At 38.5% G+C, this 23,173-nt stretch carries 24 protein-coding genes; 23 read left to right on the plus strand and 1 reads right to left on the minus strand.

Annotated elements, in window-relative coordinates; translation table 11 throughout:
* Window position 1: 1 nt before the first annotated feature.
* The 23 genes from lpxD (at window position 2) to ACSHZO_RS08565 (ending at window position 22,293) form a co-directional block, all read left to right on the plus strand.
* Complete coding sequence (gene lpxD, locus ACSHZO_RS08455; protein ID WP_298247036.1) at window positions 2-1,027, plus strand: UDP-3-O-(3-hydroxymyristoyl)glucosamine N-acyltransferase; 1,026 nt, start codon at window positions 2-4, stop codon at window positions 1,025-1,027.
* Window positions 1,020-2,417, plus strand: a complete 1,398-nt coding sequence (locus ACSHZO_RS08460) for a bifunctional UDP-3-O-[3-hydroxymyristoyl] N-acetylglucosamine deacetylase/3-hydroxyacyl-ACP dehydratase (RefSeq protein ID WP_298247037.1) — start codon at window positions 1,020-1,022, stop codon at window positions 2,415-2,417. Before lpxD ends, ACSHZO_RS08460 begins: the two co-directional genes overlap by 8 nt.
* A gap of 5 nt (window positions 2,418-2,422) precedes the next feature.
* On the plus strand, window positions 2,423-3,208 hold the full coding sequence (gene lpxA, locus ACSHZO_RS08465) for an acyl-ACP--UDP-N-acetylglucosamine O-acyltransferase (RefSeq protein ID WP_298247038.1): 786 nt from the start codon (window positions 2,423-2,425) through the stop codon (window positions 3,206-3,208).
* Window positions 3,209-3,214: 6 nt separating this feature from the next.
* A complete protein-coding gene (gene efp, locus ACSHZO_RS08470) occupies window positions 3,215-3,781 on the plus strand; it encodes an elongation factor P (RefSeq protein ID WP_298247039.1) in 567 nt (188 codons plus the stop codon).
* Window positions 3,782-3,784: 3 nt separating this feature from the next.
* Window positions 3,785-4,714 (plus strand): UDP-3-O-(3-hydroxymyristoyl)glucosamine N-acyltransferase, encoded by a 930-nt coding sequence (locus ACSHZO_RS08475; RefSeq protein WP_298247040.1) that lies wholly within the window; start codon window positions 3,785-3,787, stop codon window positions 4,712-4,714.
* Between the two features lie 5 nt (window positions 4,715-4,719).
* Window positions 4,720-5,115 (plus strand): nuclear transport factor 2 family protein, encoded by a 396-nt coding sequence (locus ACSHZO_RS08480; RefSeq protein WP_298247041.1) that lies wholly within the window; start codon window positions 4,720-4,722, stop codon window positions 5,113-5,115.
* Between the two features lie 105 nt (window positions 5,116-5,220).
* Window positions 5,221-5,586 carry a BlaI/MecI/CopY family transcriptional regulator gene (locus ACSHZO_RS08485; protein WP_298247042.1) on the plus strand — a complete coding sequence of 122 codons (366 nt, stop codon included), beginning with the start codon at window positions 5,221-5,223 and terminating at the stop codon, window positions 5,584-5,586.
* 1 nt (window position 5,587) lies between these two features.
* Window positions 5,588-7,279: a M56 family metallopeptidase gene (locus ACSHZO_RS08490; RefSeq protein ID WP_298247043.1), complete on the plus strand. Its 1,692-nt coding sequence runs from the start codon at window positions 5,588-5,590 to the stop codon at window positions 7,277-7,279.
* Between the two features lie 130 nt (window positions 7,280-7,409).
* On the plus strand, window positions 7,410-7,628 hold the full coding sequence (locus ACSHZO_RS08495; RefSeq protein WP_298247044.1) for a hypothetical protein: 219 nt from the start codon (window positions 7,410-7,412) through the stop codon (window positions 7,626-7,628).
* A gap of 151 nt (window positions 7,629-7,779) precedes the next feature.
* Window positions 7,780-8,655: a succinate--CoA ligase subunit alpha gene (gene sucD / locus ACSHZO_RS08500; RefSeq protein WP_298247045.1), complete on the plus strand. Its 876-nt coding sequence runs from the start codon at window positions 7,780-7,782 to the stop codon at window positions 8,653-8,655.
* 110 nt (window positions 8,656-8,765) lie between these two features.
* Window positions 8,766-9,512: a 3-oxoacyl-[acyl-carrier-protein] reductase gene (fabG, locus tag ACSHZO_RS08505; RefSeq protein ID WP_298247046.1), complete on the plus strand. Its 747-nt coding sequence runs from the start codon at window positions 8,766-8,768 to the stop codon at window positions 9,510-9,512.
* Between the two features lie 12 nt (window positions 9,513-9,524).
* Complete coding sequence (locus ACSHZO_RS08510) at window positions 9,525-9,725, plus strand: hypothetical protein (protein WP_298247047.1); 201 nt, start codon at window positions 9,525-9,527, stop codon at window positions 9,723-9,725.
* A 98-nt stretch (window positions 9,726-9,823) separates the two neighbouring features.
* Window positions 9,824-11,860, plus strand: a complete 2,037-nt coding sequence (locus ACSHZO_RS08515) for a hypothetical protein (protein ID WP_298247048.1) — start codon at window positions 9,824-9,826, stop codon at window positions 11,858-11,860.
* A gap of 14 nt (window positions 11,861-11,874) precedes the next feature.
* Window positions 11,875-12,690 (plus strand): prohibitin family protein, encoded by an 816-nt coding sequence (locus tag ACSHZO_RS08520; RefSeq protein ID WP_141877650.1) that lies wholly within the window; start codon window positions 11,875-11,877, stop codon window positions 12,688-12,690.
* 210 nt (window positions 12,691-12,900) lie between these two features.
* Window positions 12,901-13,764, plus strand: a complete 864-nt coding sequence (gene hisG, locus ACSHZO_RS08525) for an ATP phosphoribosyltransferase (RefSeq protein WP_298247049.1) — start codon at window positions 12,901-12,903, stop codon at window positions 13,762-13,764.
* A gap of 9 nt (window positions 13,765-13,773) precedes the next feature.
* The gene (hisD, locus tag ACSHZO_RS08530; protein WP_298247274.1) at window positions 13,774-15,060 is read left to right on the plus strand and encodes a histidinol dehydrogenase; all 1,287 of its coding nucleotides are present in this window, start codon (window positions 13,774-13,776) and stop codon (window positions 15,058-15,060) included.
* A complete protein-coding gene (gene hisC / locus ACSHZO_RS08535) occupies window positions 15,060-16,106 on the plus strand; it encodes a histidinol-phosphate transaminase (RefSeq protein WP_298247050.1) in 1,047 nt (348 codons plus the stop codon). The genes hisD and hisC overlap by 1 nt, the downstream gene beginning before the upstream one ends.
* A complete protein-coding gene (gene hisB / locus ACSHZO_RS08540) occupies window positions 16,103-17,242 on the plus strand; it encodes a bifunctional histidinol-phosphatase/imidazoleglycerol-phosphate dehydratase HisB (RefSeq protein ID WP_298247051.1) in 1,140 nt (379 codons plus the stop codon). The genes hisC and hisB overlap by 4 nt, the downstream gene beginning before the upstream one ends.
* Window positions 17,242-17,823 carry an imidazole glycerol phosphate synthase subunit HisH gene (hisH, locus tag ACSHZO_RS08545; protein ID WP_295179402.1) on the plus strand — a complete coding sequence of 194 codons (582 nt, stop codon included), beginning with the start codon at window positions 17,242-17,244 and terminating at the stop codon, window positions 17,821-17,823. The genes hisB and hisH overlap by 1 nt, the downstream gene beginning before the upstream one ends.
* Before the next feature lies 1 nt (window position 17,824).
* On the plus strand, window positions 17,825-18,553 hold the full coding sequence (hisA, locus tag ACSHZO_RS08550) for a 1-(5-phosphoribosyl)-5-[(5-phosphoribosylamino)methylideneamino]imidazole-4-carboxamide isomerase (RefSeq protein ID WP_298247052.1): 729 nt from the start codon (window positions 17,825-17,827) through the stop codon (window positions 18,551-18,553).
* 51 nt (window positions 18,554-18,604) lie between these two features.
* Complete coding sequence (gene hisF / locus ACSHZO_RS08555; protein ID WP_298247053.1) at window positions 18,605-19,360, plus strand: imidazole glycerol phosphate synthase subunit HisF; 756 nt, start codon at window positions 18,605-18,607, stop codon at window positions 19,358-19,360.
* A gap of 4 nt (window positions 19,361-19,364) precedes the next feature.
* Window positions 19,365-19,985, plus strand: a complete 621-nt coding sequence (gene hisIE / locus ACSHZO_RS08560) for a bifunctional phosphoribosyl-AMP cyclohydrolase/phosphoribosyl-ATP diphosphatase HisIE (protein WP_298247054.1) — start codon at window positions 19,365-19,367, stop codon at window positions 19,983-19,985.
* Window positions 19,986-20,004: 19 nt separating this feature from the next.
* On the plus strand, window positions 20,005-22,293 hold the full coding sequence (locus tag ACSHZO_RS08565) for a T9SS type B sorting domain-containing protein (RefSeq protein WP_298247055.1): 2,289 nt from the start codon (window positions 20,005-20,007) through the stop codon (window positions 22,291-22,293).
* Between the two features lie 25 nt (window positions 22,294-22,318).
* On the opposite strand, the gene ACSHZO_RS08570 is transcribed toward ACSHZO_RS08565, so the two are convergent.
* Window positions 22,319-23,170, minus strand: coding sequence for a pirin family protein (locus ACSHZO_RS08570; protein WP_298247056.1), 852 nt, complete (start codon window positions 23,168-23,170; stop codon window positions 22,319-22,321).
* Window positions 23,171-23,173 lie beyond the last annotated feature (3 nt).

Here is a 23,173-nt window from a genome sequence, read left to right on the forward strand (position 1 = left end):
AATGAAATTTACAGCGAAACAAATTGCCGAGATATTGGAAGGTAAGGTGGAGGGGAATCCTGAAGCCGAAGTTTCTGAACTTGCTAAAATAGAAGAGGGGAGTGAAGGCTCACTAACTTTTCTAAGTAATCCTAAATATAATAGCTTTTTATATACCACGAATGCGAGCGTTACGATCGTTAACGAGAACTTCGAGGTTGAGCAACCGGTAAATACTACATTGATTAAAGTAAAGGATGCTTACAAGGCTTTTTCAACCTTGCTTGAATATTACAACCAGATCAAGTTAAATAAGTCGGGGATTGAAAATCCCAGTTTTATTGCTGAATCTGCTACCTATGGTGACGGACTGTATCTGGGTGCTTTTGCATATATAGGAGAACAGGTGAAACTGGGAGAAAATGTCAAGATCTACCCGAATGCTTACATAGGTGATAACGTGCAGATAGGTGATAACACCACTATTTTTGCCGGAGTGAAGATCTATTCTGAAAGTATTATAGGAAACGATGTGACCATTCATAGTGGTGCTGTAGTAGGTGCTGATGGTTTTGGATTTAGTCCGGGAGAAACCGGTGCTTACAGTAAGGTTCCGCAGATAGGGAATGTCATTATAGAGGATCATGTAGAAATTGGTGCAGGAACGACTATAGATCGTGCAACCTTGGGTTCCACGATTATCAAAAAAGGTGTGAAACTGGATAACCATATACAAATCGCACATAATGTAGAAATAGGGGAGAATACTGCTATTGCTGCACAAACTGGTGTTGCCGGATCTACGAAGATCGGAAAGAACTGTCTTATTGGAGGACAGGTAGGGATTGCCGGGCACCTAACGATTGGAGACCGTGTGAAAATACAGGCGCAATCTGGTATAGGAAGAGATATAAAGGATGATGAGATGCTTCAGGGATCGCCAGCTTTTGGTTATGGCGATTATAATAAGTCCTACATACATTTCAAAAACCTACCAAAAACAATGAAATTAATTCACCAACTGGATAAAAAGATTAATAATGGCTAATAAGGTTTCAAAACAAAGAACCATAAGAGAAGAAATTTCTCTTGAAGGCGTTGGCCTGCATACTGGAAAAGAAGTAACGCTGACTTTTAAACCAGCGCCTGTAAATACAGGCTATGTTTTTAGAAGAACAGATCTTGAAGGATCTCCTGAAGTAGAGGCAGATGTAAATTACGTTGTAAATACTCAGCGTGGAACTAACCTCGATAAAAAAGGTGTTACGATCCAGACTTCGGAACATGTACTTGCTGCCTGTGTAGGTCTTGAAATAGATAACTTATATATTGAGTTGAACGCTCCTGAACCACCAATTATGGATGGTTCTTCCAAATTTTTTGTAGAAGCGCTTGAGAAAGCTGGTACTGAAGAACAGGAGGAAGACAGAGATGAATTCGTGGTCACTGATATTATTTGTTATCGTGATGATAATGGATCTGAAATCATCCTCATGCCTGCAGATGAATATCAGGTAACAACCATGGTGGATTTTGGAACCAAAGTACTGGGTACTCAGAATGCTTCTATAGAGCATATTTCAGAATTTAAGACTGAAATTGCCGATTCCAGGACGTTTAGCTTTCTACATGAAATTGAAACTTTACTGGAACATGGCCTTATAAAAGGTGGCGATCTAAACAATGCGATCGTATATGTAGATAAAGAGATTAGTGAAGATACTCTTCAGAAGTTGAGAGTAGCTTTCGATCGAGATGATATTTCAGTAAAACCTAACGGGATCCTGGATAATTTAACGTTGCATCATCCAAATGAGGCAGCAAGACACAAATTACTGGATGTTATAGGGGATGTGGCTTTAGCAGGTACGAGAATCAGAGGTAAAATCATTGCAACTAAACCTGGTCATTATATTAATACTGAATTTGCTAAGAAATTAGCCAAGGTTATCAAAGCTGAAAAACGGAATAATGTACCTAAGATCGATCTTTCTCAACCGCCACTTATGGATGTGAATGATATCATGGATACGTTACCGCACAGATCTCCGTTTCTATTGGTAGACAAGATTTATGAGCTAACAGATACTCACGTGATTGGGATGAAGAATGTGACCATGAACGAACCATTTTTTGTTGGTCACTTTCCCGGGAAACCAGTAATGCCCGGAGTATTGCAAGTAGAAGCCATGGCTCAAACCGGTGGTATATTGGCTTTAAAGTCGGTTCCGGATCCTGAAAACTATCTGACCTTCTTTATGAAGATCGATAATGTGAAGTTCAAAAGACAGGTGGTGCCTGGGGATACTCTAATTTTTAAGCTGGAGTTATTGGCTCCTATTCGTCGTGGAATTTGCCAGATGCAGGGCTATGCTTACGTAAACGGACAATTAGCGACCGAAGCCATTCTTATGGCACAAATTGTAAAATCAAAATAAAAACTATGAACCAACCTTTAGCATATGTGCATCCGGGAGCAAAGATCGCCAAGAATGTGGTGATCGAACCTTTCGCGACCATACATAATAATGTAGTGATTGGAGAAGGTACCTGGATTGGTTCCAATGTTAGCATCATGGAAGGTGCACGTATTGGTAAGAATTGTAGTATTTTTCCAGGTGCAGTAATTTCTGCGGTGCCTCAGGATAAGAAATTTAATGACGAAGATACTCTTACTGTAATTGGTAACAACACAACCATTCGGGAATGTGTTACCATAAACAGAGGAACTACAGATAGAATGAAAACAGTGATTGGGAACAATTGCTGGATCATGGCCTACTGCCACGTTGCTCATGATTGTATCGTAGGAGATAGTTGTATCTTTTCAAATAATAGTACCCTTGCTGGACATATAAATGTTGGAGATCATGTTGTTCTAGCGGGAATGGCAGCAATTCAGCAGTTTTGTAGCATTGGAAAACATGCATTTGTTACCGGTGGATCTATGGTTAGAAAAGATGTCCCTCCATTTGTAAAAGCGGGTAGAGAACCTTTAAGTTATGTAGGTATTAATTCTATAGGACTAAGAAGAAGAGGTTTTTCTACGGAAAAGATCAGGGAAATTCAGGATATTTATAGAATATTATACCAGAAGAATTACAATAATTCCCAGGCGGTAGCGATCATTGAAGCTGAAATGCAGGCCACCGCAGAAAGGGACGAAATATTAGAATTTATTAAAAACTCACAAAGAGGTATCATGAAAGGATACTTCAGTTCAAACTAAAAACTTATGGCTAGTACCAGTGATATCAGAAACGGTTTATGTATTCGTTACAACCACGATATTTATAAGATCATTGAATTTCTTCATGTAAAACCAGGAAAGGGCCCGGCTTTCGTTAGAACTAAACTGAAAAGTGTTACTACAGGAAAAGTTCTTGATAACACATTTTCCGCAGGGCATAAGATTGAAGATATTCGAGTTGAAACTCATAAATATCAATTCTTGTATGAAGATGGCGAGTTCTGGCATTTCATGAACGTTGAAGATTATACACAAATTCGACTTACAGAAAATGCTCTGGATATGCCGAAGCTTTTGAAGGAAGGTGAAGTGGTAACTATTCTTATCAATACTGAAGATAACATGCCACTTTCAGTAGAAATGCCAGGAAGTGTAGTGTTGGAAGTTACACATACAGAACCTGGTTTAAAAGGAAATACCGCTACGAATGCTACAAAACCAGCAACTGTAGAAACTGGTTATGAGGTGAATGTTCCTCTTTTTATCAACGAAGGTGATAAGATCAAGATCGAAACCGAAAAAGGTACTTACAAAGAGAGAATTAAGGAATAATCTATGAAATTCCCTCAAGAACATAAGCTTTCTCAAATAGCAGATCTTATTGATTGTTCGTATGTAGGTGAAGCAGATTTCCCAGTGCTGGGTATGAATGAGATTCACGTGGTGAATCCGGGAGATATCGTCTTTGTAGATCATCCAAAATATTACGATAAAGCACTCAACTCTGCAGCGACGGTTATTCTTATTAATAAAGAAGTAGACTGTCCTAAAGGTAAAGCTTTGCTTATTTCTGAAGACCCTTTTCGCGATTTCAATAAGCTTACACGCTATTTCAAACCATTTGAAAAACTGAATGCTACCATCGCAGAATCTGCAAAGATTGGTGAAGGATCTATCGTGCAACCTAATGCCGTTATTGGCAATAATGTTTCTATTGGTAAGAACTGTCTTATCCACGCAAATGTTACCATCGGTGATAATTGTGTGATTGGTGATCATGTGATTATCCATAGTGGAACGGTTTTGGGCGGTGATGCTTTTTATTATAAAAAGAGACCAGAAGGATTTGATAAATTACTTTCAGGTGGTAGAGTAGTAGTGCAGGACCATGTAGAGATAGGAACGAATTGTTCGATAGATCGTGGGGTTACCGGAGATACTACTATCGGTGAAGGTACCAAGCTTGACAATTTAATTCAGATCGGGCATGATACTGTTATCGGAAAAAATTGTTTATTAGCATCTCAAATTGGAATAGCCGGTTGCGTGATCGTAGAAGACGATGTCACGATCTGGGGACAGGTTGGAATTAGAAGTGATATTCGAATTGCTACTGGAACGGTTCTTATGGCACAATGCGGAGTTTCAAAAGATACTACACCTGGCACAACCTATTGGGGCACGCCTTTTGGTGAAGTACGAACAAAACTTAGAGAATATGCGGCGATTAAACAATTGCCGGAGATTGTCAAAAAATTAAAATAAGATTTATGGATCTAGAGACTAAAGATATTGTAACCAAATTTTATGAATCCAACTTCTATAAAGATGAGGAAGTGCTGAAAGCATATCTTCATCCAGATGTTGAATTACGCTGGTACGGTACTACAGGATTCAGAAAATTAAATTTAGAAGGTATTTCTGCGATTACGAAAGAGATTTCAGAATCATACGAATCATTGCGGGCTGAGACTGAAAAGATCATCTCCAACGGCAGTGAAGCTGCAATTCATTTCACCTATTTCGTACGTACCATTGAAAACCCTGAAGAAGAAATGCCACTGGCGCATTTTGTCGCAATGTGGGAGCTGAAAGATGGAAAACTCTACAAGGGCACTCAAATTAGTCAGCTAGGTGAAGAGATTGACGATGATCCCTGGTCATAAAATTTAAACCCTCTGAGTAACAGAGGGTTTTTTTATATTTAATTGCTTCTACGTTTGTAGAGTTAATTATTTATTCTACATTTGTAGAGAATCAATATGTATCTTATGTCACTTTCTAATGCTGAAGAAGAACTAATGCAATTACTCTGGAAGCAGGAGAAAGCTTTTATGAAACAACTTATCGAAGCTTATCCCGATCCAAAACCTGCTACGACGACTATCGCAACTTTGCTTAGAAGAATGCAGGATAAAAATTTTGTTGCTTATGAGCAGATAGGCAGATCCAGAGAATATTATCCTAAAGTGAGCAAGAAAGCTTATTTCTCGAAAAGAATGAATGGGATGATCAAATCCTTTTTCGATAACTCTGCCTCCCAGTTCGCTTCTTTCTTTACTGAAGAAACAGATCTTACTGACGATGAGTTGAAGAAATTGAGAAAACTGATTGATGAGAAATTAAAAAAAGATTGAGATGCTGGAGTATATCTTAAAATCGGCGGGATGTTTGCTGGTTCTTTTTGGCTTCTATAAATTTTTTCTGGAAGCTGAAAAATCCAACAGGCTAAAGCGTTTTTATCTAATCTTCATGCTGTTATTTTCAGCAATCCTACCATTTGTTAGCATTTCTTACGAGGTAGTTGCCAAAGAGTTTGTTGACATTACACCAATGACAGCGGTACACTCTGAAGACTCAGCAGCAGTTAAGGAAATTGCTTTCTTCGACCAGTATGGGAGTCAGATATGGCTGGCAATTTACTTTATTGGGTTTTTCGCGTTTTTGCTTCGGTTTATATGGAACCTTAATAAAATGCGATTGACAATAAAGAAAGGTCAACTTAAAAAAGAACTTCCTTATATCTATGTGCTGCTTGGTAATTCAATCAATCCTTTCAGTTTCCTGCATTATATATTCTTCAGCAGAAAGGAATTTAAGAACACAAAAATTTCAGAAGCGGTGATAGCACATGAAAAAGCGCATGTAGATCAAAAACACTCCTGGGATCTACTATTTCTGGAACTGGTGAATGCCATTTTCTGGTTCAATCCAATATTTATATTCATTAAAAAATCCATCAAATTGAACCATGAGTTTCTTGCAGATGAGCAAGTACTTGTAAAGCATCAAAACCTGAGAGATTACACTGAACTTCTTTTAGGTTACAGCCGGGGACAGGATCTTAACGTTCTGGCAAGTCCCATTAATCATTCATTAATCAAAAAACGAATACTTATGATGACAAAAAATCTTTCAGCCAGACGGCTGAGTATGAAAATGCTGGTATTGCTGCCTATTCTTGGAGGTTGTATTTGTACTTTCAATGAAGAAATTGTAGCAAAGCCAGTGATGCAAATCGATGATAAATCGGAATTGATCGAGCTTCAGAAGAAAAAATCGGTTTATATCACAGTGAACAATAAAGAAATTCTTTTGTACGACAAGCCTGTATCCCTTAATATTTTTGCAGATGAGCTGGATAAGCTTACTAAGAACTGGAACGACTGGCAGTTGAAAAACCCATATTTTTATGTAGACTTCGCTAATTCAACTACCGGTTTTATTGAAAAACTTAATGCTGAGTATCGCAAAACTGAATTATCCAGAATTTCAGGAACTGAGTTTCTAGCTCCAAGCACTCCAGAAACTGGTGCTACACCGCCACCACCTCCGCCACCGCCAGTACAGGCTATAGAAGGCAGAGATCCAGCCTCCAAAAGCTCAAATTCAGGTGTTGGAGAACAGAGAGACAATCTCTTCAGTATTCAGGTTACCGGCAACACGCTTCGAGTAAACGGAGTAAAAACGAATCCTGATAAGTTAAGTGAATCTCTGGATAAGCTTTCCGAAGGGATAACAGACGAAGAGTTGAAAAGTTATAATTTCAGAATGCAAGTTATAAATCCAGCATCTGGATTTATGGAATCTCTGAATAGCGAATTCAGAAAAAGTAGAATGTCTAAAGTTAGCGGTCATGATATTCTTCCACCGCCACCTCCAGCTCCGACTGGGGAAGCTCGACCTAATTCAAAAACTTCCGGAGGTTCACAATGGACTGTACAAAAAGAAAAAGTCCACCATATTCCAACTTACGAAGATGTGGTAAATGATTATGAGACACAAAGTGTGGAGTTATCAAAGCAGGTTGAGAAAATGAATGTAATTTGACATAAGTTGGATAACATAGAAAAACTTAGTAAAGAAGAGAGCTAGTCTGAATTTAGAAATTAAGAAAAATCAGGCTGAATTAAAACAAATCATAGAGGAAAAGAAAGCTATTGAACATCAGACCAAAAAAATGCCGGCTCCACCAAATCCTCCAGCTCCGCCAACTGCTCCAGATCCATTAAAAACTGTCAAGGAGATCAATGCAGAGGGTGGAAGTTTTTTCTATAATGGCAAAAAGATCTCGGTTAAAAAAGCAACTAAGATTATAGAATCAAAGGACTATACGAAGATCGTTGTTAACCAAACTGGAGATTCCGATGGTTTTATGAAGATTACGGGAAGTAGATAATTTTAGAAAACGAGATGTAAACTCAGCGGGAATTTTCATTTCAAGTTAATTTTATATCAACTTTAAGGTTTTTTCTCGCAATAATCTATAAAATGACTTTAGGTTTTATATTTAAAAACATACTTTTGTGTTCCAAAATTAAAAGACATTTATGAGCGTTTTAGTCAATAAAGATTCTAAAGTAATCGTGCAGGGTTTTACCGGTAGTGAAGGTACTTTCCATGCTGAACAAATGATAGAATACGGTACAAATGTAGTTGGTGGAGTTACTCCTGGTAAAGGAGGACAAAAGCATCTGGATAAGCCAGTTTTCAATACAGTTTCTGAAGCTGTAGAGCAGGTTGGAGCAGATGTTTCTATCATCTTCGTACCACCAGCTTTCGCTGCAGATGCCATTATGGAGGCTGCCGATGCTGGAATTAAAGTGATTATTACTATTACTGAAGGAATACCTGTAGCAGACATGGTAAAGGCTTCAGATTATATTAAAGACCGTGATTGCCGACTTATTGGACCTAACTGTCCAGGTGTAATCACTCCGGGAGAAGCTAAAGTTGGTATCATGCCAGGTTTCGTTTTCAAAAAAGGAAAAGTTGGAATCGTATCTAAATCTGGTACGCTTACCTATGAAGCTGCAGATCAGGTTGTAAAACAAGGTCTTGGTATCACTACTGCAATTGGGATTGGTGGAGATCCAATTATTGGAACTACCACGAAAGAAGCAGTAGAATTGTTGATGAACGATGATGAAACTGAGTGTATTGTAATGATCGGTGAAATTGGAGGTCAGCTTGAAGCTGATGCCGCTCAGTGGGTTAAGCAGAACGGTAACAGAAAGCCGGTTGTTGGATTTATCGCTGGAGAAACTGCTCCTGCTGGACGTACAATGGGACATGCCGGTGCGATCGTTGGAGGTAGTGAAGACACTGCTCAGGCTAAAAAGAAAATTTTAAGAGAGAATGGTATCCACGTGGTTGATTCTCCTGCTGAAATAGGGAAGAAAGTTGCTGAAGTTCTAAAAGGATAAGCAAACCCAAAATAATTTGAAACCCTTCTTATACTCTAAGAAGGGTTTTTTTATGCAAAGCCTTGGGCTTTTGCTATATTTGGAAAGACAATTAACCAAGATCAAGTTATATGAAATTACTACAAGGAAAGAATGCCATCATCACAGGTGGTAGTAGAGGTATTGGAAAAGGAATCGCTCAGGTTTTTGCCGAGCATGGAGCCAATGTCGCATTCACCTATAATTCTTCGGCACAGTCTGCTGAAGATCTTGCAAAAGAATTAGAAACTAAAGGTGTAAAAGCTAAAGCCTATCAATCTAATGCTGCCAGTTTTGAAGAAGCACAGAAATTGATCGATGATGTAAATGCTGAATTTGGATCTATAGATATCGTGATTAACAACGCTGGTATTACAAAGGATAACCTTTTAATGCGAATGAGCGAAGCAGATTTTGACAAGGTGATCGAGGTTAATCTGAAGTCTATTTTTAATATGACCAAAGCCGTACAAAGAACCATGCTTAAGCAACGTTCTGGTAGTATCATTAATATGAGTTCTGTAGTAGGAGTGACTGGAAATGCCGGACAATCAAACTACGCAGCATCTAAAGCCGGTATTATTGGGTTTTCAAAATCGATGGCTCAGGAACTTGGTTCCAGAAATATTAGAACAAACGTCGTAGCTCCAGGATTTATCGAAACCGAAATGACCGAAAAGCTGGATGAAAAAACAGTACAGGGCTGGAGAGATTCTATTCCTTTAAAACGTGGAGGAAAGCCTGTAGATATCGCGAATACATGTGTGTATCTTGGTAGTGACTTAAGTTCTTACGTAACCGGACAGGTGATCCATGTAGATGGCGGAATGCATACTTAATTGAATAATCTTATGAATCTAAAATTGAATTGGAGTCAGTGGAAGGGACTTGCAGTAATGGTCCTATCTGGAATCGCTACATATTTGTTGCCTCAGGATTCTCTATTTCAGACTCTTGCCGGGGCATTAATGGGAGTGGGACTGGCTATTCTTTTGAAATTTATTCCGTTTAAATGGAGTGATTTAAATTTTAGAAGAAGATCTGCGAATTAAGTGTAGTAAACTCAAGATTTAGAATTAATCGAGCTTTGTGGGCTATAGATACTTTAATCAGACTATAATTTGTATTTTCACTAGACCAACGTGAATTAATGAACTTTCAAATCATATTATTAATTACCCTGGCGCTTTTGATAGCTCTGGGGTTTTCTTTTTTTCAGAATCTTCATAAAAACCGAAAAACTTCCGGGAATTTAGCACTTTTCGGACTTCGTAGTTTTTCTATATTTCTAATTCTTTTACTACTTATCAATCTCGAGATCACTCACACTGAAAGCTCCCAGGTGAAAGAGAATCTGGTAATACTATCAGATGCTTCAGAGTCTATTAAAATTCTTCAGAAGGATTCTGTGCTTCAGAATTTTCAAAACAAGATTCTTTCTTCAGAAAAACTGAATGACAAATTTGATATTATCAATTATCACTTCGGAAGGGAACTTATCACTTCAGATATTACTTCAAACTTCAGTGAAGAACTCACCAATATTCAGCAGTCTTTAAAACAGGCTGAAGATCTCATGGATAACAATAAGGGTGTAGTTGTTTTACTTAGTGATGGAAATCAAAATACTGGCAGAGACTTTCGATATCATAAATCTTCTGGATCTACTGAAATACTACCTGTGATCATAGGGGATACAAGTAGTTTTGAAGATGTAGCTATTCAGCGAATCAATGTAAACAGGTATGCCTTTTTAAATAATAAATTTCCTGTTGAAGTTTTCCTGAACTATTCTGGATCTAACGAACGCAATACGAAACTGCAGATTTTAAATTCAGGAAAAGTTGTTTTTCAGAAGGATATGGAATTTTCTGAAAAGAATAGATCATTGATTGTAAACGCGGAACTGGAAGCTAAAAGTATCGGACTCAAAAACTATACTGCCAGGCTTAGCAAATTACCAGATGAGAAGAATGTCAGAAACAATACCGAAAACTTCTCCGTGGAAATTGTAGACGAAAGCTCTAAGATCATGATTTTAAGTCCAGGTCCTCATCCAGATCTGGGAGCTTTGAAGGCTGCTATAGAATCGAACTCACAACGTAAGGTTGAGATAAAGTATATTCGCGATTTTAATAATCTTGAAATAACCGATATACAGTTATTTATACTACATAATGTAAATCGAAACTTTCAAAAAACTATAGAGTCAATTTCTGGTCTTGAGGCAGGAAAGTTGTTCATTACAGGTCCCGAAACGGACTGGCAATTTCTGAACGAACTCCAATTAGGATTTTCCAAGAACAGTATTGATCAGCCACAGGATGTCTTTGCTGTAAAGAATGACAACTTTGCCATTTATCAGCCAAAACATTTAGCCTACGAAGATCTACCGCCCTTACAAATTGCATTTGGCGAAACGGAAATCGATGCAAATCGTTACGCAGTACAATTATATCAAGTAATACAGGGGGTCGAAACTGATAGTCCGCTTCTTGCTGTTTCCATAGTCCATCCAAAAATCGGTTTGCTTACCGGTGAAAATATTTGGCGCTGGAGAGCAGCAAGTTTTCGAAAAGATCAGAATTTTCAGCAGTTCAATGGATTTATTGGAGATCTGGTACAGAATTTAAGCGCTGTGAAATCGAACGAAAGGTTGATCGCAGAGCATCCTCAAACATTTCTGGAGAATGAACATGTAGAAATAAGTGCTGCTTATTACGACGAGAATTACAGCTTCGATTCAGGAGCTAATCTTAATATCAGTATTTCGGATAGTCTTGGAAATACTGTTTTAAAAACCAATCTGGTAGCTAGGAACCTGAAATATGTGGCAGAGATCGGGAATCTTGCACCTGGGAATTACACCTATAAATTACAGGCTGAAAATCCAAATTTGCTCAAAAATGGAGCTTTCAACGTGCTCGATTATAATGCGGAAGAGCAACAACAAACAGCAAATCTGGCAGCAATGCAATTCCTGGCTGCGAATAATAATTCAACCGTTTTTTACGAAGATCAGTTTAAAACTTTTGAAGACTACTTATTGAAGAATGATAGTCACAGGCCAGTTCTTAAAAGCGAACAAAAAACCGTACCTTTGATAGACTGGTACTACCTGCTATTTCTTCTTGTGTTTGCCCTAGCCCTGGAATGGTTTTACCGAAAATATAAGGGTCTAATTTAAGTTCAAAAATTTATATGGAAAGATTACCTAAAATTGGTATCCCGTTATTTATCGGGTTAGTCATTGTAATAATTTTATTAGCAAAATCTACTGTAACTATTGATTCCGGAGAAGCCGGGGTTCTTTACAAAACATTTGGTGGTGGTGTTGTAACTGAAGGAAGTCCTCTTTCTGAAGGATTTCACGTAGTTGCACCCTGGAACAAAGTTTTTGTTTACGAAGTACGTCAGCAATCCATCGATGAAGAAATGACTGTATTATCTTCTAACGGTTTGGAAATTAGCCTCGATGCTTCCGTCTGGTTTCAGCCAGAATACGAAGCTCTTGGTAAATTGCACCAGGAAAAAGGAGAAGCGTACATTCAACGTTTACTTCAGCCAGCGATAAGATCTGCAACAAGGGCTGTGGTAGGACGTTACAATCCAGAGCAACTTTATGCCAGTAAAAGGGAAGCAATTCAGAAGGAAATCTTTGATGAAACAAACCTGCTTCTGGAAGATCAATATGTTCAGGTAAATGAAGTTTTAGTAAGAGATGTTTCCTTGCCGTCTACGATCAAAGATGCGATTGAACGTAAGCTTAGACAGGAACAGGAATCACTTGAGTACGAATTCCGACTTTCAAAAGCAGAGCAAGAGGCAGAAAGACAAAGAATTGATGCTGAAGGTAAAGCCCGTGCGAATACTATTCTTAGCGAATCACTTACAGATAAGGTATTACAGGAAAAAGGAATTCAGGCTACCGTGGAACTAGCAAAATCACCAAATAGCAAGGTAATTGTTATAGGTTCCGGTGAAGGTGGAATGCCAATTATTCTTGGTGACAACTAATAAACAAATATTTAAAATTAAAAAATTGGTTTTATAATTCAGATTTTTATTTAGCTTTGGCATCACAATGACGAATTTTAATGTACATCACCATCATTTTTTACCCCACGCTCGAGCGAGGTAAATTTGATATGTTGTAACACTAACTATAATATCATAACCCGTTTGAGAAATCAAGCGGGTTTTTTTATTCCTAATATTAACTAAATTATGAGTCAGCAAAAATTAAGAATCGCAGTACAGAAGTCAGGAAGACTTTTTGAAGATTCTATCAAAGTTTTAAAAGATGCAGGTATTTCCATCGATAATGGAAAAGAGCAGCTAAAAGCATCATCCCGAAATTTTCCATTGGAAGTGATGTATTTACGTAATGGTGATATACCTCAATATTTAAGAGATGGAGTGGTAGACGTTGCAATCATCGGGGAGAATGTGCTTATTGAGAAAGGAAAAGATATTATTAGAGGAGAGAAACTTGGTTTTTCAAAGTGTAAAGTTTCCCTCGCGGTGCCTAAGTCCTTCAAATACAACAGTATTAGTGACCTTGACGGACTCAAAATTGCCACTTCCTATCCAAACACCGTGAAAGACTATCTGCAGGAGAAAGGTATCTCTGCCGATCTTCATATCATTAATGGTTCTGTTGAAATTGCTCCAAATATTGGACTTGCAGATGCTATTTGCGATATTGTGTCCAGCGGAAGTACACTTTTCAAAAACGGACTTAAGGAAGTTGAAGTAATGCTGAAAAGTGAAGCGGTACTGGCTATCTCTCCTAAAATTTCTGAAGAACGCAAGCAGATCCTTGAAAAACTGCAATTCAGATTAAAATCTGTATTAAACGCACGAACTTCAAAGTATATTCTTCTGAATGCTCCTGATGATAAATTAGAAAAGATTATTAGTCTGCTTCCCGGGATGAGAAGTCCAACTGTTTTACCTTTGGCAGAGAAAGGATGGAGTTCGATCCATACCGTGATCAATGAAGATAGATTTTGGGAAGTTCTGGACGAACTGAAAAGTAATGGTGCTGAAGGAATTCTGGTAGCACCAATAGAAACTATGGTACTTTAATTTACAATGATGAACACGATCAACAATCCTGACAGATATAAATGGAGCGAAATTTTAAAGCGACCAACTCAAACGGTGGCCGATATCGAGCAAACAGTGCATAAGGTTTTTGATGAGATCAGGCTTACAGGCGATGCTGCAGTTAGACAATATACCAAAGCTTTCGACGGAATCGATCTGGATACATTCAAGGTTTCTGCTGCTGAACTGGATGCAGCTTCCGCTGAAATTTCTCAGGAATTAAAAGAGGCGATAGCACTGGCTAAAAAGAACATCGAAATATTTCATGCAGCCCAGAGAACTGATAGAGTTGTTGTGGAAACCATGAATGGAGTAAATTGCTGGCAGGAAAAAAAGGCGATACAGAAGGTGGGGCTCTATATTCCCGGAGGAACTGCACCTTTGTTTTCCTCTATTTTGATGCTGGCAACTCCAGCAAATATTGCCGGTTGCGAGGAGATCGTACTTTGTACACCGCCAGATAAAAATGGAAACGTAAACCCTGCAGTTTTATATACGGCGAAATTGTGCGGAGTAACCCAGGTTTTTAAAATTGGTGGAATCCAGGCGATTGGAGCAATGACCTTTGGTACCGAAAGTGTACCCAAAGTTTATAAGATCTTCGGACCAGGGAATCAATTTGTTACTGTGGCAAAACAGCTGGCCACGAGATATCAGGTAGCGATAGATATGCCTGCAGGACCATCAGAATTACTAGTGTATGCAGATGATTCAGCTAACCCGGCTTTTGTTGCTTCAGACCTGTTGAGTCAAGCAGAGCATGGCGTAGATAGCCAGGTGATCATGGTAAGTACTTCAGAAAAAATGCTAGAGCTAGTAAGTGATGAAGTAGAAAAGCAGCTCGATGAACTGCCGCGAAAGGCCATTGCGCAACAGGCGATCGAAAACTCGAAACTTATTCTGGTAGAGACGGAAGAGACCGCTCTGGAACTAATTAATGAGTATGGGCCGGAGCATTTTATAGTATGTTCAGAAAATGAGGATTATTTTGTGGATAATATTATAAATGCGGGATCTGTTTTTATTGGAAATTATGCTCCCGAAAGTGCCGGTGATTATGCTTCGGGAACCAACCACACCTTGCCAACCAATGGTTATGCGAAACAATATAGCGGGGTGAATCTGGATAGTTTTATGAAGCAGATCACCTATCAAAAAGTTTCAGAAGAAGGAATTAAAAATATAGGTCCTGCAATCGAATTAATGGCAGAAGCTGAAGGATTACAGGCTCATAAGAACGCTGTAACCTTAAGATTAAAATCACTGAACCAATAATGAATTTCGATCTGAATAATCTCGTAAGGGATAACGTGAAAAGTCTTCTGCCATATTCATCTGCCAGGGATGAATATAAAACTGATGGTGAAGCAATGATATTTCTGGATGCGAATGAAAATCCATTTGAGAACGGACTGAACCGATATCCAGATCCAAAGCAAATGCTTTTAAAATCAAAAATTTCAGAAATTAAGAAGGTTCCTGAAAAGCAAATATTACTTGGGAATGGAAGTGATGAAGTTCTGGACCTCATTTTCAGGGCATTTTGTGAACCCGGAAAGGATAATATTATAAGTTTGCCACCAACTTACGGAATGTATAAGGTACTTTCTGGAATTAATAATATTGAAAATCGGGAAGTGCTATTAACTTCAGAATTTGAACCAGATGTGGATGCAATCTTGGAAGCTGAAGACTCCAACTCAAAATTGTTGTTCCTGTGCTCGCCAAATAACCCTTCAGGTAATTCTTTCAAAACTGAACTGGTTCAGAAACTTTTGGAATCTTTTAATGGCCTGGTCGTGATCGATGAAGCATATATAGACTTTTCAGACGATGCAGGATGGACTCAATCACTTGATAAATATCCAAATCTTATCATTACTCAAACTTTCTCTAAAGCCTTCGGGATGGCCGGGATCAGGTTGGGAATGCTATTCGCTTCAGCAGAGATCATTAAAATTTTGAACAGGATCAAGCCTCCATACAATGTAAATGAATTAACGCAGCAAAGAGCAATCAAAGGTCTTCAGAATTATTCTGATATAAAACAGCAAGTAATTGATATTAAGAGTGAAAGGGATAATTTATCTAAACAATTACTTCAGCTAAATTATGTTGCAAAGATATTTCCTTCAGATGCTAATTTTCTACTTATAAAGGTGGATGATGCAGATCAAAGATATATGGAATTGATCGGTAAAGGTATTGTCGTTAGAAATAGAAGCAAGCAACCTCTTTGCGAAAATTGTCTTCGAATTACAGTAGGAACAGCATTAGAAAATCAGAATTTACTCAAGGCCTTCAAAGAATTAGAATCATGAAAAAAGTATTGTTTATAGATCGCGATGGAACTCTTATCCACGAACCTGAAGATTTCCAGATCGACAGTATCGATAAGCTTGTGTTTTATCCCCAGGCGATCACTTACCTGAATAAAATTGCCAAAGAACTGGATTATGAACTGGTGATGGTCACCAATCAGGACGGACTCGGAACCGACAGTTTTCCTGAATCAGATTTCTGGCCTTATCAAAATTTTATTACCAGAACTTTTGAAAGCGAAGGCGTAAAATTTTCAGAACAATTGATCGATCGTACGTTTGCAAGAGACAATGCTAAAACCCGCAAACCCAATACCGGACTGCTGGAAGAGAAATATTTAAATAATAAAGATTATGATCTTCAGCAATCATTTATGATCGGGGACAGGCTTACAGATATGGAGTTTGCCATGAACTTTGGAGGAAAAGGCATCTTTATAGATACGCATGAAGATCTGGCTGCAGACGAAATTTCGAAAGATAAAGAAGAAGTAACTCAGCATATTGCCTTAAAAACGGCTTCCTGGAAGGAAATTTATGAATTTTTAAAACTTAAGGATCGTACAGCCGGGATCGAGAGAAAAACGAACGAGACAGATATTAAGATCGATCTAAACCTCGATGGTACCGGGAAAAGCGATATTAGTACCGGTATTGACTTTTTCGATCATATGCTGGATCAATTAGCCAGGCATGGACAAATGGACCTTACGATCAAAGTAAAGGGTGATCTGGAAGTGGATGAACACCACACCATTGAGGATACGGCCATTGCTCTTGGTGAAGTGTTCAATAAAGCGCTTGGAAATAAGCTCGGAATGGAACGATATGGCTTCTGTTTACCAATGGACGATTGTCTTGCCCAGGTAGCCATTGATTTTGGTGGTAGAAACTGGCTGGTTTGGGAAACAGATTTCAGACGCGAAATGATCGGTAAAATGCCTACGGAAATGTTCTTTCACTTCTTTAAGTCTTTTACAGATGGTGCCAGAGCTAATTTAAATATCAAAGCTGAAGGATCGAACGAACATCATAAGATCGAGGCAATATTTAAAGCCTTTGCCAAAGCGATAAAAATGTCGGTTAAACGAGATACAGAAAAAATGATCCTTCCATCTACAAAAGGAATGCTATAATGAAAATTGCAATTATCGATTACGGGGCAGGAAACATCCAATCCATTAAGTTTGCTGTTCAGAGACTGGGTTTTGAAGCTGTCCTTTCCAGCAATGCCGAAGAAATTCAGAATGCTGATAAGGTGATTTTTCCGGGGGTTGGAGAAGCTGGTAGCGCCATGAGAATGTTGCGATCCACTGGTTTAGACAAGCTTATTCCAGATTTGAAGCAACCGGTACTTGGAATTTGCCTGGGAATGCAATTAATGTGCAAATCTTCGGAAGAAGGAAACACTACTGGTTTAGGTATCTTCGATGCTGAAGTGATGAAATTTAATACAGATCTAAAAGTGCCACAAATAGGCTGGAATACGATCACCGAACTTCAAGGCAAACTTTTTGAAAATGTGTCTGCAGAAGAATATGTTTATCTGGTGCATAGCTTCTATGTCCCGGAATGCAGCGATGAAATTGCCAGAACAAATTACGGAGTTGATTATTCCACTGCATTAAACAGGGATAATTTTTATGGTGTACAATTTCACCCTGAAAAAAGCAGTAAAACCGGAGAACAGATTTTAAAGAACTTTTTGGACTTATAATATGCGAATTATCCCTGCGATAGATATTATCGACGGCAAGTGCGTAAGACTCTCTAAAGGAGATTACAACACAAAGAAAATATACAACGAAGATCCTCTGGAAGTGGCTAAATCTTTTGAAGCACATGGTATCAAATACCTTCACCTGGTAGATCTCGATGGAGCTAAATCCAGTCATATCGTTAACCATAAAATTCTGGAATCCATTGCCTCAAAAACTTCTTTAAATGTGGATTTTGGTGGCGGACTTAAAACAGATAAGGATCTGGAGATTGCTTTTGAATGTGGAGCGAACCAGATCACGGGCGGCAGTATTGCAGTAAAGAATCCAGAGATCTTCAAATCCTGGCTTACTAAATTTGGAGCTGAAAAGATCATTCTTGGAGCAGATGCCAGGAACAAAAAGATTGCAGTTTCAGGTTGGCTGGAAGAATCCAAACAGGAGGTAATTCCTTTTATTCAGAATTTTGAAACTGAAGGTATCAAATATGTGATCTGTACAGATATTAGTAAGGACGGAATGCTCGAAGGGCCATCTTTTGATCTTTATGCTGAGATTCTGGACGAAACTAAAGATATTAAATTGATCGCTTCTGGTGGAATATCACAGTTTGATGAACTTCCGAAATTGCAGGAACTTGGTTGCGAAGGTGTGATCATAGGAAAAGCGATCTATGAGAATCGTATTAGTCTGAAGCAACTTGAAAATTATATTTTAGAAAACGAATAGGAGTAGACCTATTAAATAAGAACTACTTAAAAACCTTGAAATTTAAGACCTGTGCTTACAAAAAGAATAATTCCCTGTCTGGATATTAAAAATGGCAGAACGGTTAAGGGCGTCAATTTCGTTGACTTGCGTGATGCCGGTGATCCGGTAGAACTTGCCGCTGCTTATGCTGAAAAAGGAGCAGACGAATTGGTATTTCTTGATATTTCAGCTACTGAAGAAAAAAGAAGAACGCTGGCAAAACTCGTTCTTGACGTAGCAGAACAACTTAATATTCCATTTACCGTTGGTGGCGGAATTTCTTCCGTAGAAGATGTAGACATACTTCTGAAGAATGGTGCAGATAAAGTGTCTATAAACTCTTCCGTAGTAAAGAACCCTGATCTTATTAATCAATTATCAGAAAAATTTGGGAGTCAGTGTGTGGTGGTTGCTATTGATGCGAAAAATATTGATGGCAAATGGACGGTTCACCTGGTTGGAGGAAAGGTTCCAACAGAACTGGATCTTTTTGAATGGGCCAAAGAAGTAGAAAGTCGTGGGGCTGGAGAGATCCTGTTCACTTCCATGGATCACGATGGTACCAAGAATGGTTTTGCGAATGAAGCCTTAGCCATGCTTTCAGAAGAATTGAATATACCGATCATTGCCTCTGGAGGTGCGGGGAATATTCAGCATTTTGAAGATACATTTAAGGAAGGTAAAGCAGATGCTGCTCTGGCTGCAAGTGTTTTTCACTTTAAAGAAATTGAAATTTCAGATCTAAAAAACAGTCTTAAAAATTCCGGAATTCCGGTAAGAATATAATATTATGGATATCGATTTTAATAAAAATAACGACGGACTCGTTCCTGCGATCATTCAGGATCAGGATACTGGAAAGGTATTGATGCTTGGCTATATGAATGAGGAAGCATATCTGAAAACCAACGAATCCAAAAAAATAACCTTCTTCAGTAGAACCAAACAGAGACTGTGGACTAAAGGTGAGGAAAGTGGAAATTTTCTGAACCTGGTTTCTATAAAACTTGATTGTGATAAGGATACTTTACTCATCAAAGTTCGTCCTGAAGGACCTGTTTGCCATAGAGGAACAGACACTTGCTGGGCTGAGGAAAACTCAGCAGAATACGGTTTTCTTTCAGAATTGGAAGGTATTATCGCCAGCAGGAAGAAGCTGAGTGAAACACCTAAGGAAAACAGACAGGAAAACGAGAATAGTTATGTTGTTTCATTGTTCGATAAAGGGCTTAATAAGATCGCACAAAAAGTTGGTGAAGAAGCTGTAGAAGTGGTCATTGAAGCCAAAGATCATGACGAAAACCTTTTCCTAAATGAAAGTGCAGATCTGTTGTTTCATTATATGATTCTTTTAAAAGCCAAAGGTTACGGACTTGAGGATATTGTAAAAGTTCTCAAAAAGAGACATTAAGAGTTAGTTCAAGGCTTTCATGAGAAAATTGATCCTGCTAATGTTACTGCCTGCACTGAGTTTCTCTCAGAGCATTCAGGTCGATCAGGATCGATATACTGCACAGGAACTTATCGAAGAAGTGCTCATACAAAGTGACTGCATTACAGATGTTGTGGTGACCAATGTTTCCGGAGCAAATTTTACCGATGGCAGTAAAAGTTTCGGGTATTTTGATGCAGCTGGCACAGGATTTCCAATTAGTAATGGATTGGTTTTAAGCACGGGAAAACTTGAAACGATTTCAGAGCCCACTTCCAGTCTGGCAAATGACTTTCATTCCGGCTGGGACGGTGATAGCCAGTTAGAGGAAGAACTTAATATCGACTCCTATAACGCCACGGTTATAGAATTTGATTTAGTACCCAATGTTGCCGGCATTAGTTTTCGCTATCTATTTGCTTCTGAAGAATATCAGTTTGATAATTCGGTGACATGTTATTTTTCTGATGCTTTTGCTTTTTTCATTCGGAAAGCAGATGAAACCATTTACAAAAACCTTGCAGTCGTCCCGGGTACTCAAACTCCCATTTTGAATACGACCGTTCATCCTTATATTTCTGACAATTGTCCGGCTGTCAACGAGGCTTATTTTGATCGCTTCAATTTTGATGCTGAAACGATATTCGATGGTCAGACGAAAGTTTTAAATGCTGTCGCAGATGTCATCCCAGGAGAAACATATCATGTTAAGCTTGTAATCGCTGATGATCTCAATGATAAATATGATTCTGCAGTATTCCTGGAAGCTGGAAGTTTTCAATCCAGTGCAGATCTTGGGCCAGATCGGCTGGTTCAGAATAATGATGCTATTTGCTATGGTGAAAGTGTATTACTTAAACCGGCTATTGCATCAGGAGATCAGGTGGAATGGTACAGAAACGGTGTTCTGCTGCAGGATGAGACAGGTGATCAATTACGTGTAAACACACCTGGTGAATACTCAATTGAATTAACTTCTACGGAAGGCTGCATTGCCCAGGGTAACGTGATCATAGAATATTATCCTGAAATAGATTATAGCCCGGCAGAACTTGTCGCATGTGGTTTTGCTGATACTGAAACTGTCCGCTTTAACTTGCTTGAAAGTGCTTCCCAAATTTTGAATCCGAATCAGAGAACGGTGTTAGAAGAGTTTTTTATAAATAGATCAGATGCCGAAAACGGAGTTAATCAGATCACCGATCCTGAAAATTACAGTTCTGGTACGGCAATCGTTTATGGGACTGTTCATGATGGTTTTGGATGTTCTGAAATCACAGAGATAAAACTTACTATAACTTCTGAAACCATTTTGGACGTATTTTCAATTTGTTCAGCTGAAGGATCTGGTAGTAATGACATAGAAATCAACGATCTTAGAGATCATCTTTTTGAAGAAAACAATAATGCTTCCGACTTCCAGATTTACTTAAGTAAAAACGATGCCTTAAATGAGGAATCTGAAATACTAACAGACATTTCATTTTCTGAAATACAACAGGAAAAGCTATATGTGAAACTTCTTGATCAGGAAGTTTGTCTAGGCTTTGCGATTTTACCAATTCAAAATGCTGGTGTGGCTGAACTTCCGGAAGATTTGGTATTAAGTTTATGCAATGCTAATGATGAACAATTGTTGCTTGACTCTGGTCTGGACTCGAATGCTTCAGAAGATTTGTTAATTCAATGGTTTTACGAAGAGGAGCAACTTCCACAGTCAACCTCGAAAATTTACGTTTCAGCACCAGGGAGTTATAGAGTAGAAGTAACCAATCAAAATTCATGCATAAGTTCAAGAAACTTCCAAGTTAATCTTATAGAAACAGCTATCATTCAGGAGGTGAATATAAGGAACCTTACTAATGGATATGAGGTGGAGATTGATATCACTGGAAATGCAACCTATGAATTTTCACTGGACGATATCGGGCAATTTCAGCCGAGTTCGATTTTTAGTAATGTCCCACCTGGAATTCATACAGTATATGTTCGGGATAACAAGGCTTGCGACGTGATTTCAAAAGAAATATCCATATTTGGTTATGATCTTTTCTTTACTCCAAACGGTGATGGTTTTAATGATACCTGGACCGTTCATGGTATTGCTTCAGATTATATTGTACAGATCTATAGCAGGTATGGTAAATTATATACTGTGCTGGATGCTAAGAATGCCAGGTGGAACGGTAAATTTGAAAATGTAGATCTACCTGCTGGAGAATACTGGTTTAGTCTGATCCAAAACGGAGAAAAGACATTAACCGGACACTTCAGCCTAATAAGATAAAAGACTGAAAGAATTTTTAGGGCAACTAATCCCAGCTACCCATCTTTCCAGAGTGAAAATCATCGTAGGCCTGCCTGATTTCATCTTCAGAATTCATAACGAAAGGTCCTCCAAAAACAACATTTTCCTTTAGTGGTTTAGCATGACCAATCAATAGTTTGCTATCTACTGAAGCCTTGATATTCAGAATTTCAGAATTATTGGAAAATTCAGCCAGATGTAAGGCAGGCACCAGAATATCGTTTACATTTAGTTCTCCAGAAATTACATAAAAGAAGATCGTTTCGTCTCTGGGAATTTCCAGCTCCAGTGTTGTATTAGCATTAAAGTGTACCACAGCCAGATCAACAGAAGTTGGAGTATCAAAAGCCCCACGTATCCCTTTAAAGTTCCCTGAAACGACCTGGGCTTTTATAGATCTTTCCTCATTTTCCCAGACGGAGATCTGCTCCTTTTGAAGTCCTTTATACTGTGGTTGCATCATCTTCAGTCTTTTTGGAAGATTCACCCACAATTGGAGGATCTCGAGGTCACCACCATTCTTTTTAAATTCTTCAGAAGAGACTTCCGCATGTAAAAGTCCGCTTCCCGCAGTCATCCACTGCACGCCTCCGGCTTCAATTACACTAGTATGTCCACCAGTATCCTTATGCGTGATATCACCTTCAATGATAAAAGTGACCGTTTCCATACCTCGATGTGGGTGCGGGCCAAACGGTAATCCCTGGTTGTTCGCATCATAGGTTTGCGGACCGTGATGATTTAAGAACAGAAATGGATCGAGCATTTGTAATTCTCTGGTTGGCATAGGAGACCAGGTCTTCAAATCCCCGATAGGGCGATATTCAGCTTTATGTAGTTTTTTGATATTCCGCATTAG

Origin of the sequence: Christiangramia sp. 3-2217-3z (assembly GCF_051195275.1) — a bacterium.
In the GTDB taxonomy this organism is placed as follows: domain Bacteria; phylum Bacteroidota; class Bacteroidia; order Flavobacteriales; family Flavobacteriaceae; genus Christiangramia; species Christiangramia marina.

Bases quoted from the DNA above. Each gene is read 5' to 3' on its own strand.
- lpxD (WP_298247036.1), top strand. From the start codon at position 2: ATGAAATTTACAGCGAAACAAATTGCCGAGATATTGGAAGGTAAGGTG.
- ACSHZO_RS08460 (WP_298247037.1), top strand. From the start codon at position 1,020: ATGGCTAATAAGGTTTCAAAACAAAGAACCATAAGAGAAGAAATTTCT.
- lpxA (WP_298247038.1), top strand. From the start codon at position 2,423: ATGAACCAACCTTTAGCATATGTGCATCCGGGAGCAAAGATCGCCAAG.
- efp (WP_298247039.1), top strand. From the start codon at position 3,215: ATGGCTAGTACCAGTGATATCAGAAACGGTTTATGTATTCGTTACAAC.
- ACSHZO_RS08475 (WP_298247040.1), top strand. From the start codon at position 3,785: ATGAAATTCCCTCAAGAACATAAGCTTTCTCAAATAGCAGATCTTATT.
- ACSHZO_RS08480 (WP_298247041.1), top strand. From the start codon at position 4,720: ATGGATCTAGAGACTAAAGATATTGTAACCAAATTTTATGAATCCAAC.
- ACSHZO_RS08485 (WP_298247042.1), top strand. From the start codon at position 5,221: ATGTCACTTTCTAATGCTGAAGAAGAACTAATGCAATTACTCTGGAAG.
- ACSHZO_RS08490 (WP_298247043.1), top strand. From the start codon at position 5,588: ATGCTGGAGTATATCTTAAAATCGGCGGGATGTTTGCTGGTTCTTTTT.
- ACSHZO_RS08495 (WP_298247044.1), top strand. From the start codon at position 7,410: ATGCCGGCTCCACCAAATCCTCCAGCTCCGCCAACTGCTCCAGATCCA.
- sucD (WP_298247045.1), top strand. From the start codon at position 7,780: ATGAGCGTTTTAGTCAATAAAGATTCTAAAGTAATCGTGCAGGGTTTT.
- fabG (WP_298247046.1), top strand. From the start codon at position 8,766: ATGAAATTACTACAAGGAAAGAATGCCATCATCACAGGTGGTAGTAGA.
- ACSHZO_RS08510 (WP_298247047.1), top strand. From the start codon at position 9,525: ATGAATCTAAAATTGAATTGGAGTCAGTGGAAGGGACTTGCAGTAATG.
- ACSHZO_RS08515 (WP_298247048.1), top strand. From the start codon at position 9,824: ATGAACTTTCAAATCATATTATTAATTACCCTGGCGCTTTTGATAGCT.
- ACSHZO_RS08520 (WP_141877650.1), top strand. From the start codon at position 11,875: ATGGAAAGATTACCTAAAATTGGTATCCCGTTATTTATCGGGTTAGTC.
- hisG (WP_298247049.1), top strand. From the start codon at position 12,901: ATGAGTCAGCAAAAATTAAGAATCGCAGTACAGAAGTCAGGAAGACTT.
- hisD (WP_298247274.1), top strand. From the start codon at position 13,774: ATGAACACGATCAACAATCCTGACAGATATAAATGGAGCGAAATTTTA.
- hisC (WP_298247050.1), top strand. From the start codon at position 15,060: ATGAATTTCGATCTGAATAATCTCGTAAGGGATAACGTGAAAAGTCTT.
- hisB (WP_298247051.1), top strand. From the start codon at position 16,103: ATGAAAAAAGTATTGTTTATAGATCGCGATGGAACTCTTATCCACGAA.
- hisH (WP_295179402.1), top strand. From the start codon at position 17,242: ATGAAAATTGCAATTATCGATTACGGGGCAGGAAACATCCAATCCATT.
- hisA (WP_298247052.1), top strand. From the start codon at position 17,825: ATGCGAATTATCCCTGCGATAGATATTATCGACGGCAAGTGCGTAAGA.
- hisIE (WP_298247054.1), top strand. From the start codon at position 19,365: ATGGATATCGATTTTAATAAAAATAACGACGGACTCGTTCCTGCGATC.
- ACSHZO_RS08565 (WP_298247055.1), top strand. From the start codon at position 20,005: ATGAGAAAATTGATCCTGCTAATGTTACTGCCTGCACTGAGTTTCTCT.
- ACSHZO_RS08570 (WP_298247056.1), bottom strand. From the start codon at position 23,170: ATGCGGAATATCAAAAAACTACATAAAGCTGAATATCGCCCTATCGGG.